The 16,410-nt window shown below is 67.9% G+C and carries 8 protein-coding genes; 1 reads left to right on the top strand and 7 read right to left on the bottom strand.

Features of this window, described 5'->3' with window-relative positions; all coding sequences use genetic code 11:
- Positions 1-49 precede the first annotated feature (49 nt).
- The 5 genes from recD to ACQ4W4_RS18035 form a co-directional block, all read right to left on the bottom strand.
- Positions 50-1,990, bottom strand: a complete 1,941-nt coding sequence (gene recD / locus ACQ4W4_RS18055; protein WP_436543162.1) for an exodeoxyribonuclease V subunit alpha — start codon at positions 1,988-1,990, stop codon at positions 50-52.
- A 7-nt stretch (positions 1,991-1,997) separates the two neighbouring features.
- The gene (gene recB, locus ACQ4W4_RS18050) at positions 1,998-5,675 is read right to left on the bottom strand and encodes an exodeoxyribonuclease V subunit beta (protein ID WP_436543161.1); all 3,678 of its coding nucleotides are present in this window, start codon (positions 5,673-5,675) and stop codon (positions 1,998-2,000) included.
- The gene (recC, locus tag ACQ4W4_RS18045) at positions 5,672-9,091 is read right to left on the bottom strand and encodes an exodeoxyribonuclease V subunit gamma (RefSeq protein ID WP_436543160.1); all 3,420 of its coding nucleotides are present in this window, start codon (positions 9,089-9,091) and stop codon (positions 5,672-5,674) included. The genes recB and recC overlap by 4 nt, the downstream gene beginning before the upstream one ends.
- Before the next feature lie 75 nt (positions 9,092-9,166).
- Positions 9,167-12,202, bottom strand: coding sequence for a CHASE domain-containing protein (locus tag ACQ4W4_RS18040; RefSeq protein WP_436543159.1), 3,036 nt, complete (start codon positions 12,200-12,202; stop codon positions 9,167-9,169).
- Between the two features lie 143 nt (positions 12,203-12,345).
- A complete protein-coding gene (locus tag ACQ4W4_RS18035; protein WP_436543158.1) occupies positions 12,346-13,236 on the bottom strand; it encodes a LysR family transcriptional regulator in 891 nt (296 codons plus the stop codon).
- Between the two features lie 108 nt (positions 13,237-13,344).
- Here ACQ4W4_RS18035 and ACQ4W4_RS18030 point away from each other — a divergent pair, with 108 nt between their 5' ends.
- Positions 13,345-14,325, top strand: coding sequence for a cyclase family protein (locus tag ACQ4W4_RS18030; protein ID WP_436543157.1), 981 nt, complete (start codon positions 13,345-13,347; stop codon positions 14,323-14,325).
- Here ACQ4W4_RS18030 and cobA read toward each other — a convergent pair.
- Together cobA and ACQ4W4_RS18020 are read right to left on the bottom strand one after the other, a co-directional pair.
- Positions 14,322-15,095: a uroporphyrinogen-III C-methyltransferase gene (gene cobA / locus ACQ4W4_RS18025; RefSeq protein ID WP_436543156.1), complete on the bottom strand. Its 774-nt coding sequence runs from the start codon at positions 15,093-15,095 to the stop codon at positions 14,322-14,324. The two genes, ACQ4W4_RS18030 and cobA, sit on opposite strands and share 4 nt — an antisense overlap.
- Before the next feature lie 14 nt (positions 15,096-15,109).
- Entirely contained in the window at positions 15,110-16,288 is a 1,179-nt protein-coding gene (locus ACQ4W4_RS18020) for a CmpA/NrtA family ABC transporter substrate-binding protein (RefSeq protein ID WP_436543155.1), read from the bottom strand.
- Positions 16,289-16,410: the final 122 nt, after the last annotated feature.

Genomic DNA, 16,410 nt, shown 5'->3' with positions numbered 1-16,410 from the left:
TACAAAACATATATTTCCGAATGGAAACGTGTCGAACCCTGTCAAGCCATCAGCCGATCAACCCTCTCAGCCCGCTGGCGCGCTGCGTGCGGCGCAAAATCGCGTCGAACAGCACGGCCTGCGTGGGCGAGACGAGGGTAAAGAAATCGCGCGCGCGCGTGATGCCCGTGTAGACCAGTTCGCGCGCCAGCATGGCGCCGCCTTCCTGCGGCAGCACCAGCACCGTGTGGCGAAATTCCGAACCCTGCGACTTGTGCACCGTCATGGCGAACGCCGTCTCCACGTGGCGCAAACGCGTGGCCAGCACGCTGCGCACGTTCTCGCCTTCCAGGAAGTACACGCGCAGTGATCCCGGCCGCGCCGGGTCGCGCAAGGTCAAGCCGATGTCGCCATTGAACACGCCCGTGCCGTAATCGTTGCGCGTGACCATCACGGGACGGCCCACATACCATTCGCTGCGGCGTATCAGCCCTTCCTTTTCCAGCCGCAGTTCGATGGCCGTGTTCAGGCCCGCCACGCCCCACTCGCCTTCGCGCACGGCGCACAGGATGCGGAACGATTCAAAACTGTGCAGCACGGCGCGCACCCAGTCGTCATGCTGCGCGTACGCCGCTTCGCCCGCGTTCACCAGCGCCAGGTAAGGCTGATAGCCGCCCGGCGCATCAAGACGTCCGCGCAAGGCCAGGCGCAGCACGTCTTCCTGCTGCGCCGGCACGTTCCACGCCAGCTGGCCGCCGCTGTCGGCGGCGAAGCAGGCCCTGGCCAGGTCGGGCCTGCCGGCATTCACGGCCAGCGCCAGTTCGCCGATCGGGCCGCTGAAACGGTGGCTGTGGCGCAGCATCACCGTCTGCTGCGCCAGCGCGCCGGCCGCTCCCGCGAAGGCGTGCGGAATGGCCACGCCGCTGGCCGCCTGCGCATACGCGATGGTGGCGTCCGTGTAGCCGCCCGCCTGCGCGTCGTGGCACAAGTCGCCCAGCACGGCGCCCGCCTCCACCGACGCCAGTTGATCCTTGTCGCCCAGCAGGATCAGGATCGCCGTCGGCGGCAAGGCGTCGAGCACCGACGCCATCATCTCCAGGTGCACCATCGACGCTTCATCGACGATCAGCACGTCCACGTCGAGCGGATTGCCCGCGTGGTGCGCAAAGGCGCGCGTATCGGGCCGCGCGCCCAGCAAGCTGTGCAGGGTGCGCGCCGCGCCCATGCGCCGCGCCAGTTCCGGCAGGGGCAAGGCATCACCCGCCTTCGCCGCCAAGCCTTCCAGCGCCTTGTCGATCGACTGTTTTAATCGCGCGGCCGCCTTGCCCGTCGGCGCGGCCAGCGCGATGCGCAGCTGCTCCGGCTGCGGCGAGACGGCAAACAGCAAAGTCAACAGGCTCGCCACCGTGTACGTCTTGCCCGTGCCCGGGCCGCCCGTGATGATGGCCACCTTGCCGCGCAAGGCGACGCCGCACGCCACCTTTTGCCAGTCCGGGCCACCGTCCTGGGTCGGCTGGTCGAACAGGATGTCGAGCCATTGCCGCACCTGCGCCAGCGGCGGATTCGTCAAATCCTGCGCGCGCACGGCGATCTTTTCACCGACCAGGGTTTCGTCGCGCCAGTAGCGGCGCAGGTACAAACGGTCGCCATCGAGCACCAGCGGCTGGCGCACGTCGGCCGCGCCCACCTGCCACACCTGCGCTGCGCCGGCCAGCAGCGCGCGCCAGCCGGCGGCGCTGTCCGGCAGCGGGCCGGCAACGGCCAGCACGCCATGCCACAGCTCCTCGCTCCAGCCCAGCAGCTGCGACGGTTCGCTGGCCAGGTCCGCCAGCATCAGGCAGCTGTGGCCCCGCCCTTCCAGTTCGGACAGCACCACGCACGCCACGGCGACGGCGGACGCATGCGGCGCATCCTCGTCCAGGCTGGCGATGAAGCGGGCAAAGGCGGCGCTCAGGCGGCGCAGATGGCCATCCCCGGCGACGCCGTCGACATGGGTCAACAAAGCATTCATCTGTGCGTCATGCCGCATGGTGTTCCGTTTCTTCTAACAGTTGATCGAGGCCGTCCAGCAGTTCCAGCTGCGGCGCCAGCCAGTAGCAGCCATGCGTGTCCCCATTCGCGATACCGCGCAGGAAGAGGAAGATGGCGCCGCCCAGGTGTTCGGCCGGGTCGTAGGCGTCGCCAAGTCGGCTTTTCAGCAGCCGGTGCAGGGCCAGCATGTAGATGGCGCCCTGGATATCGTAGCGGTGCTGCGCCATGCCGGCGGCCAGCGCGGCCGTGTGGTAGGCCGCGTCGTTGGCGCCCAGCGCGTTCGACTTGTAGTCGAGCACCCAATAGCGGCCATCCCGTTCGATGACCAGGTCGGCAAAGCCTTTCAGCATGCCGTGCAGCTGGCGCCGCGGCAGCACGGGACGCGGCGCGCCATCGAGCAGCAGGCGCGTGCACAGCTGGTCGAGCGCCCCCGTGGACAGATGCTCGCTGGGGAACCAGAACTCCATCTCGGACAGCGTGCTGTCCAGCTGCGACAGCGAGGCATCGAGCAGCGGCAGCGGCGTGACGGCGATTTCCCTGAGCCAGGCGATGGCGTCTTCCTGGCGGTGGCCCCAGCCAGCCCGTTCGCAGCGCGCGGCCAGGCGCGTAGTGAAATTGGCGTCGTGAACGCTGTCGAAACCTTCGCTGCCCATCCACTCGAGCTGCTCGTGCAGGAAGTTACCCGGCACGGAACCGCGCGGGAAGCGGTGCCAGGGCGCGTCGCCCATTTGCATCGGCGCGGCCACGGCCACGGCCACGGCCGTGCCATCTTCCAGCAAGGTCTCTTCCAGCGCCCGCTGCGGCACGTGCGCGGCCGCCACGGCGCCGATCTGACGCGTGAGCGAGGTAAAGCTGCCCACCGACCAGTCGCGCTCGAACTCGCCCGCGAACACGGGCGCGGGACGCAGCTCGGGGCGCCGCTCGATGCGGTCGAGCACCGTGCAGGCGTCGGGCTGCGCCAGCGCGCTCACATAGATGGCGTCGCAGCTGCCCGCCACCTGCTGCCAGCGCAGCAGCAGCTGGTCGGACGGCAGCTTGTCGCCGCCCGTCAGCAGGTAGCCGAGCGCCGATTCGTGCAAGGTATTCTCGCCCGCCTTGCGCGCCGCCTGGGCGGCCACGCCCAGCCACAGGAAGTGGCGCGCGCGCGTCAGCGCCACGTACAGCAGGCGCAAGTCTTCCTCGATGCGCGCCTCTTCGACCGCCGCCATCGCCTCGTCGGACAGGGACAGATCGAGACGGCGCTCGCCTTTTTCATCCGCATAGTCGAAGAAACTGCGGTTGCGTTTATCGACCTTGCGCGCCGTGACGGCGAACGGCAGATACACGAGCGGATACTCGAGGCCCTTGGATTTGTGCACGGTGATGACCTTCACCAGCTCCGCGTCGCTTTCCAGGCGCAGCACGCGCTCGTCGCCGCCCTCGCCTTCGCCGGCGATCTGCTCGGCCAGCCAGCGTATCAGCGCCTGCTCGCCATCGAGCTGGCGGCTGGCCGATTGCAGCAGTTCGGCCAGGTGCAGCAGGTTCGTCAGCCGCCGCTCGCCGCCCGTCTGCTGCAGCAGCATGGCCGGCAGCTGCAGCTCGTGGATGAAGCGACGCAGCATGGCCAGCACGCCCTGGCGCTGCCAGATCAGGTGCAAGGCTTTGAGTTGCTCGACGCGGCGCTCCCATTCCAGTTCATCGCTCGACAGGCGCGCCAGCTCGCCCAGCGACAGGCCGATGGTGCGCGTGGCAAAGGCGGCGCGCGCCAGTCCCCCGTCGAGCGGGTTGGCCAGCGCCGCCAGCCAGCGCAGCACGTCGGCCGCTTCCTCGCTGTCGACGACGGAATCCTTGTCGGACAAATACACGCTGGCGACCCGGCGGCGCGCCAGCGCGCGGCGGATGGCCGCCGCCTCCTTGCGGTCGCGCACGAGGATGGCGATATCGGCCGGCTGCAGCCGCACGAAGCCGTCCGGACCGTCGAAACCGGCTTGCGCATCGCCCAGCATGGCGACGATGTGCTCGGCGCAGTGCTGCGCGAAATACTCGCGGTAGCTGTCGCCGCGCAGCGCTTCATCGCTGGCGCAGGCGGCCAGCAGGGCCGGCAGCGGGCCGCCGGCGTTCACCAGGTGCTCGGCGCGGCCCTTGGCGTCGACGGCCTCGAAGGGCAGCGGATTCTCGCCGTTTTTGCGGTAGCGGAAGGCGCCAGCCGGCACCTCGGCGCGTTCCGCGTGCAGGAACAGCTGGTTGACGGCCGCCACCAGCGGCGCCGTCGAGCGGTAGTTGGTGCCCAGCTGGTAGTGGCGGCCGGTCGTCGCACGGCGCGCCGCCAGGTAGCTCTGGATGTCGGCGCCGCGAAAGCCGTAGATCGACTGTTTCGGGTCGCCGATCAGGAACAGGCCCAGGGCCGGGTCGTTGTCGGCGATGCGGTACAGCAGGTTGAAGATCTGGTACTGGGCCGGCGCCGTATCCTGAAATTCGTCGACCATCGCCAGCGGATACTGGTCGACGATGCGCTGGCGCAGGGCCGCGCCGTTTTCGCCGGCCAGCGCGTCGTGCAGGCGCTGCAGCATGTCGGCAAAGCCGAACTGGCGCGACTGGCGTTTTAACTGGTCCATGCGCCGCGCGATGGCCGCCGCCGCATGCAGGTGCAGCTTGTGCGCCAGCGGCGTCAAGGCCGCCAGGGCGATTCCCAGCGCCTCCGTATGTTCGAAGCACGCGGGCACCTGCGCCGTGAAACTCTTGGCAAACGCATCCTCGATGCCGAACGGCGTCAGGCGCTCCCACGCCTTGGCCGTGATGGCCGGCAGCAGCAACAGCGGATCCTGCGCCCAGCGGCGCAAGCCGTCGAACCATTTCGTCAGGTTTTCCGGCTTCATCTTGACGCCGTTAAAACACTTGGGATTGGCGGCGCGGTGCTCGTTGATCCAGGCAGCCATCTGGTCCACGCGCTCGACCCAGCCCGCCTTCAGGGTGGCCAGCTGCGCGGCCAGCGCCCGCTGTTCGCGCGCGATCAGCGTGGACAGCGGCTCGTCGTCAGCCATGCGCATGATGTCCGCGCGGCGCGCCAGCTCGCGTGCGCCTTTCTTCAGCGCCCCGACGTCGGGCCAGCAGGCCAGCAGCACGTCGAGCGCCTGCGGCGGCAAGGGATAGACTTGCTGGCGCCAGTAATCGTGGGCCGCATCCTCGAACAGCGCCTGCTCGTCGCTGACCAGTTCTTCATCGAACAGGCTGCCGCTGTCGAACGCGTGCTCGCGCAGCATGCGCTGGCACCAGGCGTCGATGGTGAAGATGGCCGCTTCATCCATCGTCTCGGCGGCCAGCATCAGCCGGTGCGCGGCCTTTTGCCGTTCGCTCTCGTCAGGATAGGATTCGAGCAAGGCGTCGAGAAACGGGTCGCTGCCGCCGGATTCAATGCCAGATTCGTGCCGAAAATAGGCGGCCGCCTCGATCAGGCGCTCGCGCACGCGGTTCGACAGTTCGCGCGTGGCGGCGCGCGTAAACGTCATCACGAGGATGTCGGCCGGCAGCAAGGGACGCGTGAAGCGGCTGTCGTCGTCGCCGTGTCCCAGCACGAGCCGCACGTACAGCGCGGCGATGGTCCAGGTCTTGCCCGTGCCGGCCGAGGCTTCGATCAGGCGCGAGCCGTGCAGCGGGAACGCCAGGGGGTTGAGCAGATGGCTCGTCATTGTTCTTCTCCCGCGCCGTCGAAGGGCGCGCTGATCGGGTCGATCGTGATGTGCTGTTGCAGCCAGTCGGCCAGCGGGCCATACAGCTCGCGCGTGCAGTCTTCCCATGCTTCCTCCGCGGCCAGCGCGGAGAACTCGGGCCACAGGCGCGCCAGACACAGTTCCGCGCGCTCGCCCGACATGTCGAAGCCGCCATCGTATACGGCGCGCGGGTCGCCCTGCTGCACCAGCGCCAGGCCCGTCTTGCAGGCCGTGGGCAAGGGATGGTTCATGCCTTCGCGCCACAGCGCCAGCAGGGTGGCCAGCGCGTCACGCGAACTGGCCGGATCGAGCGGCGCCATGCTGACGATGGCGTCGCGCGCCACCAGGTAGCCGGTGACGGGAAAGCCGAGGGCGGCGGCGGCCAGCTGGCGCAGCCACATCAGCATCAGCTTGTCGCCGCGCGCCAGGCCGCCCTTGTCCGTCACCTTCGAGGAAATCTGCATCAGCCAGGCCGTCTCCTGGCCGTTGCTGCACAATCTGTCGAGCCAGTCGTCGATCTGCACCTCGCCGAACGGCAGGTTGATGGCGCGCTTGTCGGCCGCCAGCGGGAACGAGGCGCGCAGGGACAGCCACGCGCTGCGCACGGGCACCAGGGCCTCGACCAGTTGCGCCTGCACTTGCCGGCCGATCAGGCCGATGGGCAGCACGCCTTCGCGCGCCAGCTTCTCCGCGCGCGCCTCCAGGCTGGCGCGCACGTCGTCGAGTGCTTCCACGGCGCCGCCGTCATCGAGCATGGTGTCTTCCAGCAGATAGCGCTCGAGCGCATTCAGGCCGAACGGCTCTTCATCCTCGCCCAGCATGGCCGCATCGGCAAAATACACGCTCAAGCGGCGGCGGAAGAAGTATTTGACGGGCTGGCGCAAAAAGCTCGCCAGCTCGCCCAGTTTCAGACGCGTGCCGGGATCGAGTTCGTAGGGCCCCAGCGGCAACGCGGCGGCCTGCGCCTCCGCATCGGCATGCGCCACGCGCCATTCGCGCGCATAAGTCAGCAAGCCATCGGCCTCGAAATAGCGGCGGCTGAACGGCTGCAGCGCATGCTCGGTGGTCAGCGATACAAGGTGCCGGTCCAGCGACCAGCCGGCGGCCAGGTAATCGCGCAACTGCGACACCAGCACGGACGGCGGCTGCTCGGAATTGTCGCGCACATTGCGCCCCACCCAGCTCACGTACAGTTTGTCGCGCGCGGCCAGCAAGGCTTCGAGCATCAGGTAGCGGTCGTCGTCGCGGCGCGAGCGGTCGCCCGGGCGCGCCATGCCGGGCAGCGCCAGCAGGTCGAAATCGGCCTTCTGCGCGCGGCGCGGGAAGTCGCCGTCGTTCATGCCCAGCAGGCAGACGACGCGGAACGGCACGGCGCGCATCGGCATCAAGGTGCAGAAGGTCACGCCGCCGGAGACGAACTGGTGGTTCAGGGTCGGCTCGTCGAGCGCGCCCAGCCACGCCACGCGCAGCACGGACAGCGGCACCGGCTCGACAAAACCCGCATGCTCGCAGGTTTCCAGCCAGCCCTGCAAGGCGCCTTCCAGCTGTGCCAGGGTCAGGCGGTCGCCCTCGTCGTCGGCGTCGAAAAAGGCGGCCAGCAGCGCGCGCGCCTGCACGCCCCATTCGGCTGGCGTGCAGGCGCCGGCCAGCACGGTGCGCCAGTGCAGCAGCGCCTCGACCAGCTGCGCCAGCGAGCCCGCCAGCGCCGCATCGAGGCCGCCCACTTCCGCATACGGTTCGATGCCGCCGAAGCTGGCGCCACTGCCGCTGGCATAGCCGAGCAGCATGCGCCGCACGCCGAAGATCCACGCATTCTGTTCCCCGGCCGCGCCCAGCCCCAGGCCGGCGCGGTGCGCCTGGTCCAGGCCCCAGCGCACGCCCGCCCCTTCGATCCAGGCGCCCAGGGTGGCCAGGTCGTCCGGCTGCAGGCCAAAGCGGGCCGCCAGCGCGGGCACGTCGAGCAGGTCGCGCACTTCGCTCTGGCGGCAGCGCTGCTGCGGCAGCTGCAGCAGCCACTCGAGCGCGACGAGCAGCGGGTTGACGCTGCGGTCCTTCACGTCGCCGATCTCGAACGGAATGAAGCGCTCGTCGTTGCGCCGGTACTGGCCGAAAACGGCGTGGATGGCGGCCGTAAACGTGTCGATGTCGGGCACCATCACCACCACGTCGCGCGGACGCAAGCCCGTTTCGGCGCTGTGCGCGAACATGGCCAGCAGCTGGTCGTGCAGCACTTCCACTTCGCGCTGCACGCTGTGCGCCACGTGAAATTCGATCGAGCGGTCGGCGGCGTCGGGCGGCGTTTGTTCGTGTTCGGCCAGCGGACGCAGTTCGCGGATGGCCACCTGCACCTGCTGCAGCAGGGTTTCGCCCGTCTCCTCGCCAAACAGGTCGATGCGCAGGCTGTCGTCGCGCCCTTCGGCTTGCGCGTGTTCGTCGAATTCGTCGAGCATGCGGATGAAATCGCGCCCTTGCCTGCCCCAGCTGGCCAGCAGCGGGTGGCTGTGCGCATGCAGTTCTTCGAGCGGAATTTGCGCCAGGTCGGTGCCGTTGCGCTGCCGCTGGCGCTTGTTTTGCGCGCGCAGCAAGTCGCGCCCGTCGATGATGTCGCCCCAGTAGAACTGGCACGGGTTCGGCACGGCCAGCAACACCTGCGTGTGGCGCGCCAGCGCGGCCAGCGCCTGCAAGGTCTGGTACGGCAAGGCCGACACGCCGAACAGCACCACCCTGCGCGGCAGCTTGCCAAGCGGTGCATCGCCGGAGGCGATCGCCGCCAGGAAGGCGTCATGGATGTCGGCCCGGCCCGTGTCGCGCTCGAAGGCCTCGACGTCGGCACTCACGGCGCGCCACAACTGCGCCTGCCAGCGCTGGTCTTCCTTCAAGACGATGGCTTCCCCGCGCGCCGTGCGCAGCTGGTCGCGCCCGGCCGCCCAGTCGGCCAGCCAGTCGGCGCGGTAGACCTGGTACTGGTCGAACAAGTCGGCCAGGCGCTCGGCCAGCTGCAGCCGGCGTTCGCTATCGCCATCGGCGAGGAAGTAGCGCAACGGCGCAAACACCGGCTCGGCCAGCAGCGAGGGCAACAGCCGCATCAGACGCCAGGTCAGCGGGGATTTATCGAACGGCGACACGCGCGGGACGCGCTCGCGTCCCAGCATGCCCCGGTAGCTTTCCCACAGCAGGCGCGCCGGCAGCGCGATGCGCGTGGCGGCGCACACCCCCATCTCCTCGGCCAGGGCGATCTTCAGCCATTCGGCCACGCCGTTCGACTGCACCAGGAAGATATCCGTTTCCAGCGGCGCCAGCGGATGCTGGCGCAGCCATTGGAAGACGGCGGCGCGCAGCTGTTCCAGCTGGTTGCCATGCAGGATGAGGAGGCCGGGCGTGACGGGTGTATGCATGCTGATCCGATGGGTTGCCGCGTCTCCGGCCCGGTGGCCGGAGACGTCAAACGCCTATTATCGCCGCTGCCTGCCTCAAGGGGCGTCGCTGGCGGCAAATTCCATGGAAATTTGTTCCGCCACCTGCGCCAGCGCCGGCCCGAGCGCCGCCAGCAAGGCGCGCGCCTGCTGCAGGTCGCCGCCCAGGCGCAAGCCTTCGATCGACAGGCACAGGGCGGCGAAGGCATGGGCGCCCACGGCCAGCGCCGACGATTTGCTGCGGTGTCCCAGGTCGGCCAGGCGCCCCAGGTCTTCCAGCGCCATGGCTTGCTCCATTTCGGCGATGCCATCGCGCGCCGTGTCGAGAAACAGCTGGGTGTACTTGCGCATCTTCACGGCGTCATTGCTGAAAGTGAGCGCCAGGGTGGCCAGGTCGAGGATGGCCGTGTCGCGCAACTCCGGCGCGACGTCCGATGGCGGCGCTGTCGGCGGTGTCGATGCCGCCGCCAGCCTGTCGCGGCCGATGCCGCCGATGCCGCCACGCAGGCGAAACCATTTCGCCAGCAGGTGAAACAGCAGATTCGGGGCGATCGGCTTGGTCACGAATTCATCCATGCCCGCCTCCAGGCAGCGGGCGCGGTCTTCGCTGCCCGCGTTGGCCGTCATGGCGATCACCAGCAGGCCGGCAAGTTGCGGGTCGGCGCGGATGCGGCGCGTCGCCTCGAAGCCGTCCATCTCCGGCATCTGTACGTCCATCAGCACGCAGTCGTAGCGCTGGCGCGCCAGCAATTCCAGCGCCTCGCGGCCATTGCAGGCGACGCAGACGGTGGCGCCCGCGTCTTCCAGCAATTCGCAGCCCACCTGCTGGCTGAAGATGTTGTCTTCCACCAGCAGGATGGACGCGCCGCGTATCACCCCCAGCACTTCCGGCTCGACTTCGGCGATACCCTCGTCGGCCGCCTGCGCGCTTTTCTCCAGGCGCGCAGTGAACCAGAAGGTGCTGCCCAGGCCCGGCTGGCTGTACACGCCCACCTTGCCGCCCATGAGCTCCACCAGCTGCTTGCTGATCACCAGCCCCAGGCCGCTGCCGCCATACTTGCGCGTGGTCGACGGGTCGGCCTGGTGGAAGGAGCGGAACAGCTGCGCCACCTCTTCCTGCTTCATGCCGATGCCCCGGTCCTGCACCTCGAAGCGCAGCATGCCGTAGCTGCCGCGCTCCTCGGACTGGCGCACGCGCACGAAGATGCTGCCGTTGTCGGAAAACTTGATGGCGTTGCTGGTCAGGTTCAGCAAGACTTGCTCCAGGCGCAGCGGGTCGCCGCGCCAGCGCTGCGGCAGCTCGGACGCGATATCGAACTGCAGCACCAGGCCCTTGACGGCGGCCGCGTCGCCCAGCTGGCTGGCAATGTTTGCCAGCAGGGTGTCGAGACGGAAGTCCAGCACTTCCAGTTCCAGCTTGCCCGCCTCGATCTTGGAAAAATCGAGAATGTCGTTGATCAGGCCCAGCAGATGCTGGCCCGAATGGAAGATTTTCTGCAGATAGTCGCGCTGGCGCGCATCGGCCACCGATTTCAGCGCCAGGTGGGCCATGCCGATGATGCTGTTCATCGGCGTGCGGATTTCATGGCTCATGTTCGACAGGAAGTCGCTCTTGGCCTGGCTGGCCGCGTCGGCCTGCTCTTTCAGGCGGTGCAGTTCCGTCACGTCGGTGGACAGGCCGATCAGGCCCGTGACGGGACCGGGCAAGCCCAGCGGCACCTTCACGCTCCACAGGTGATGCACCTGGCCCTGCGCATCGACGAAGCGCTCCTCGCCGACGAACTTGGCGCCGCTGTCGAAGACCTGGCGCTCCGTGCGCTGCGCGGCGGCGGCCGCATCGCCGAGCATCAACTCGCCATCCTGGCGGCCGATCAGCTGCTCCGCCGGACGGCCCAGGATGGTTGCCGTGCGCGCATTCACGTAGCGGTAGCGCAGGTCGGCATCCTTCATGTAGACGTAGGCGTCGACGCTGTCGAGCACCGTATCGAGCAGGGTGCGCTGCGCCACCGCGTTGCGGCGCGAGCGGTACAAGGTAAAGATATAGCCGTAAATGAGCAGGGTGCCGGCGACGCCGACGCCCAGCGCCAGCCATGGAAAATAGCGGTCGAAGGGGCTGTACAGCTCCGCCTTGCGCACGCGGAAATGGGCTTTCCACAGGCCGCCCTGGTAAGCGACGGGCAGCACCTGGTCGAAATAGTCGGCATCGCTGCCCGGTTGCGGCGGCGCCGCCGCCAAGTCGCCGTCATCGTTGAACAGCAGGCGGTCCTGCGGCGTGATGGACAGGGGCCCGCCGGCCGTCAAAGGGTCGGCCGCGCTGTACAGGGTCAGGTGCAGCGGTTCCAGGGCGCTGCGTTCGAGCGCGCTGTGCACCAGCTGCGCCACGCCAAAGCCGATGCCGACGGACCCCTGGTAGGCGGCGCGGCGCTCGGCCACGCTGCCCTGCGGCATGCCATTGCGATACACGGGCAGGCGCATGCCCAGGCCCACATGCGCGGGCGGCCCCTTGATCATGATCACCTGCCCCGATGCGCTGACCTGGCCGCTGTCGCGGGCCTGCGCCAGCGACAGCGCCACCAGCGGGTTGGCGCCGATATCGACGCCCATGCGTTCGGCCAGCAGGGAATCGGGCTCCAGGTAGGTGAGCACCGTGTATTCAGGCCGCTCGCCCGCAGGCCGGATGGTGAAAGCGGGATAGCCGCGCGGCGCCAGGCTGGTGTCGCGGCGCACGGCCTCGATGAAGGCGTCGCGCTGCGCTGACGGGACGGCCGCCGCGTAGTTGACCGATTCGATGGCCGGGAACTGGCGCACGATATCGAGGCCGGCCACGTAATCGTGGAACTGGCGGCGCGTCAGGTGCTCGCTGGTGCGGAACAGGGCCTCGAGGCCGCGCAGCAGGTCGGAATAGCTTTTTACGCGCGTGATCAGGCTATGCTGGGCGCCATGCGTGAGATTGTCGAAACGCTGTTCGGCGTCGTCATTGACCGTGCGCGCCGCGCCCGCATACAGGGCACCGCCCACCGCAAGGGCCAGCAGCAGCCCCCCCGCCCATATCCTGTAGCCCGTTACCGCCTCGCCCTTGCTCAAAGTGTGCATTGTCGATCGCTTATTCCGGTTTCCTCGAATGTGCGGCGCACCGGCCGCCCAGCAAGTACGAGGATACTATCAAAGCTCATGCCCGACGCGCTTGTGCAAGAAAAAAAGCGCGCAGGATGGTTGCACTGGAAAACACCGGGTACCTAGGCCCCCTGCAGCGCCACGGCCAGGAAGTCGCAAAAGGCGCGCACCTTTTCCTGCACATGGCGTCCATCGGGCGTCAAGGCATACACGCCACGCCTGGCCATGCCGTGCGACGGCAGTACGCGCACCAGGGCGCCGCTGGCCAGCAGCGGCGCGGCGACGAACGACGGCAGCGCCCCGACGCCGATGCCCGCCACCAGCATATCGGCCAGCAGCAGGCTGCTGTCGGCGGAAAAGCGCACGGGCAGCACGATGCTGCTCGCCCCTTCCGGGCCGTCCAGCTGCCAGACGCCGGGACTGTCGGCCAGGCGGTAGGCCAGGCAATCATGGCCGTGCAAGTCCTGCGCCTGCCGCGGCGTGCCGCGGCGCGCCAGGTAGGCCGGCGATGCGCAAATCATCTGCTCGACGTCACCCAGGCGGCGCGCCACCAGGGACGAATCGGCCAGCGCGGCGCGGATGCGCAGCGACACGTCATAGCCCTCGCCCACCACGTCGCGCAGGCGGTCGTCCAGGGTCATCTCTATCCTGACGTCCGGATAGCGGGCCATGAAGTCCGGCAGCAAGGGCGACAGCACCTTCAGGCCAAACGACAGCGGCGCATTCACGCGCAGCCGCCCCGCCATCTTGCCGGCGCAGCCGCGCGTGGCCAGTTCCAGCGCATCGATTTCATCGAGCAGGCGGCAGCATTCAAGATAATAGGCCCGCCCGCCATCCGACAGACTCATACGGCGTGTCGTGCGCACCAGCAGCAGCGTTCCCAGGCGCGCTTCGAGCTGGCGCACCTGCTTGCTGATGGCCGCCGCCGACTGATTCAAATCCTGCGCCGCCTTGCTGAAGCTGTCGCGCTCGACCACCTTGCGAAACACGCGCATGTGCGCCAGGACATCCATGATTCTTTCCATTTAGTTGAATATCTTATTATTTTATCGCTGATTATCATTGGCATTGAAAATAATATGATGGTGGCTTCTTCATTCATGTCACGCAAGGAGTACCCCATGTTCAAACCATCCGCCACCCTGACGACCCTGCTGCTGGCCCTGCTGGCAGGGACAGTGCAAGCCGCCCTGCCCGAGGTGGGCCTCAGCCCCTGGGGCCCGAAGGATGAAATCGGCCGCCTGAACCTGATGACGCCGGCCTCGCGCGCCGCCATCCTGGCCCGCATCGACGGCGGCAAGAGCTATGACCTGGCCGTCGATTTCTATATCGGCATGCCCAGCTGGCAGGCGGCAGGCGACCCGCCCTACCAGATGTGGATGACGCACACGCCGAAAGGCAATGTGGTGGCCGACTCTATGAACGTGGGCGAACAGATGAACCGCCACGTCAGCTACACGGGCTCGGCCGTGTCCATGTATGCGCACATGGGCACGCATATCGACGCCTTGAACCACTTCGGCTTGAACGGCAAGATCTGGAACGGTTTTACGGAGGAACAATATCTGGGCGACCGGGGCTGGACCGTGACGGGCGCGGAAAAGCTGCCGCCGATCGTCGCGCGCGGCGTGCTGATCGACGTGGCCGTGGCCAAGGGTCTGTCGCAATTGCCCGACAATTACCGGGTGACGCGGCAGGACTTGCGCGCCGCACTGGCGCAACAGAAGGTGACGCTGGAAAAAGGCGATGTGGTGCTGATACGCACGGGCCGCATGCAGCACTATGAGCAGGCGCACACCTACATGGCCAATCCGCCCGGCCTGTCGCTCGATGCGGCGAAATTCCTCGTCGAAGACGGCGGCGCCATGGTGGTGGGCGCGGACAACCTCAGTTTCGAGGCGTTTCCGTCCGAAGTGGCGGGCAATTACCTGCCCGTGCACACCTATCTGCTGGCGCAGCAGGGCACGCCCATCCTGGAACTGGTCGACCTGGAAGCCTTGTCGCGCGACAAGGTCTACCAGTTCGCCTTCATCGGCGCCTCATTGAAATTCCGCGGCGGCGACGCGGCCCCCATCCGTCCCGTGGCCCTGCCGATCCGCTAGCGTCCGGTGGCAGCGAACACGCCCGGCGCGCCATGCGCATCCCACGCATCGGCGCAGCGCACCACCTCGCCCACGACGATGATGCTGGGGCTGCCCAGGCCGCTGGCCAGCAAGTCGTCGGGCAGCTCCTGCAAGGTGCTCAGCAACTGGCGCTGCGCCGGCAGGCTGGCCGATTGCACCACGGCCACGGGCGTGCCGGGCGCCATGCCGCCGGCCAGCAAGCCGGCCTGGATGGCCGCCACCCGGGCCACGCCCATGTAGATGACGAGGGTGAGCTTGCTCTGCGCCAGGGCCGCCCAGTTCGGCTCGGAAGCGCTGTCCTTGCCGTGACCTGTGACGAAGATGGCGCCCTGGCTCCAGCCGCGGTGCGTGAGCGGCACGCCGATGGCCGTTGGTGCGGCCAGGCCGCTGCTGATGCCGGGGATCACCTCGACGGCCACGCCGTGGCTGCGCAGATAGGCGCGCTCTTCGCCGCCGCGCCCGAACAGATACGGGTCGCCCCCTTTCAGGCGCACCACGTGCAGGCCGGCGCGGGCGTCAAGCAGCATCAGGCGCTCGATGAAGGCTTGCGGCGTGGAGGCGCAGCCGCCCCGCTTGCCCACCTCGACCACGCGCACGCCGGGCGAAGCATGGGCGAGGACGGCTGGATTGACGAGGTCGTCGATCAGCACCACGTCGGCGCTGGCGATGGCTTTTACTGCCTTGATCGTCAGCAAGTCCGGATCGCCGGGACCGGCGCCAACCAGGGTTACGCTTCCACATTGCGCCATGATGCAGTCTCCAATCAGAAAAAATGGCCGATGGCAAACGATGCCGCGTACGCTTCCGGCGCGCTGCCGTCCCACACGACGCCGTCGCACAGGGTCGAACTGCGCATCGGTGAGGCGGGCAAGGGCGTTGCCGTCATTTCCGCCGCCTGGCGGTACAGGTCGATGCGGTTGACTTGCCTTGCCACCGCCAGGTAATCGGGTTCGTCGCGCAGCAAGCCCCAGCGCCGGTGCTGGGTCATGAACCACATGCCGTCGGACAGATACGGGAAATTGACGGCGCCATCGCCGTAGAACTTCAAGCCGTGCGCCTCGTCCCAGGTCTTGCCCAGGCCATCCTGGTAATGGCCGAGAATGCGCGGCGCCAAGGTTTCCTGCGGCGTGTTCAGGTAAGCGGGATCGGCCAGGGTGGCCGCCATGGCCAGCCGGTTGGCATCGCTGGCGTCGATCCAGCGTCCCGCCTCGAGCACGGCGGCGATCAGGGCGCGGCAGCTGTTCGGATGCTGCTGCGCAAACGCGGCGCTGGTGCCCAGCACCTTGCCCGGATGGTCGGGCCAGATGGCGCCGCTGGTGACGGCCATCACGCCCACGCCGTCGACGATGGCCTTGTAGCCCCACGGTTCGCCAGCGCAAAAGCCATCCATCTGGCCCGCGCGCAATGCCGCCACCATCTGCGACGGGGGCACGGTCATCACGCGCGCGTCGCGCAGCGGATCGATGCCGTGCGCCGCCAGCCAGTATTGCAGCAGCATCGCGTGGTTGCCGGTCGGGAAAGTATGCGCGAACGCAAATGGCCGCGCCGCGGCCCGCATGTGGCGCGCCAGGGTGGGACCATCGTGGGCGCCCTCGCGCGCCAGCGCCGCCGACAATGTCACGGCCTGGCCGCTGTGATTGAGGTTCATCAGCACGGCCATGTCGCGCTGCTGCCCACCGATGCCCATCTGCACGCCATACACGAGGCCGTACAGCACGTGGGCGGCGTCGAGTTCGCCGTTTTGCAATTTGTCGCGCACGCCGGCCCACGACATCTCCCGGCTCAGTTCAATCTTGATGCCGTATTTCTCATCGAGACCCAGCTTCGACGCCATCACCAGCGAGGCGCAATCGGTCAGCGGCAGATAGCCGATGCGTATCGTCTGCTTTTCCGGCTGCAGGGGCCGCATCGTGTGGGCAGTGGCGCCCGCTTGCTGTGTCATACCATTCCTTGCTGATAAGTACTATTTTTCCGCGCCGCCATGGGCAAGGTCATGCCCATCGAGCAGCAAGGACCGTGCCCGGGCATGCCCTGTCCCAGGCAGCTGAAAATGCACCGCAATGG

Source organism: Janthinobacterium glycogeni (assembly GCF_051380725.1).
In the GTDB taxonomy this organism is placed as follows: Bacteria; Pseudomonadota; Gammaproteobacteria; order Burkholderiales; family Burkholderiaceae_D; genus Janthinobacterium.
The sequence above is the reverse complement of the archived record's forward strand: the minus strand, read 5'-3'. Positions and strand labels throughout refer to the sequence as shown.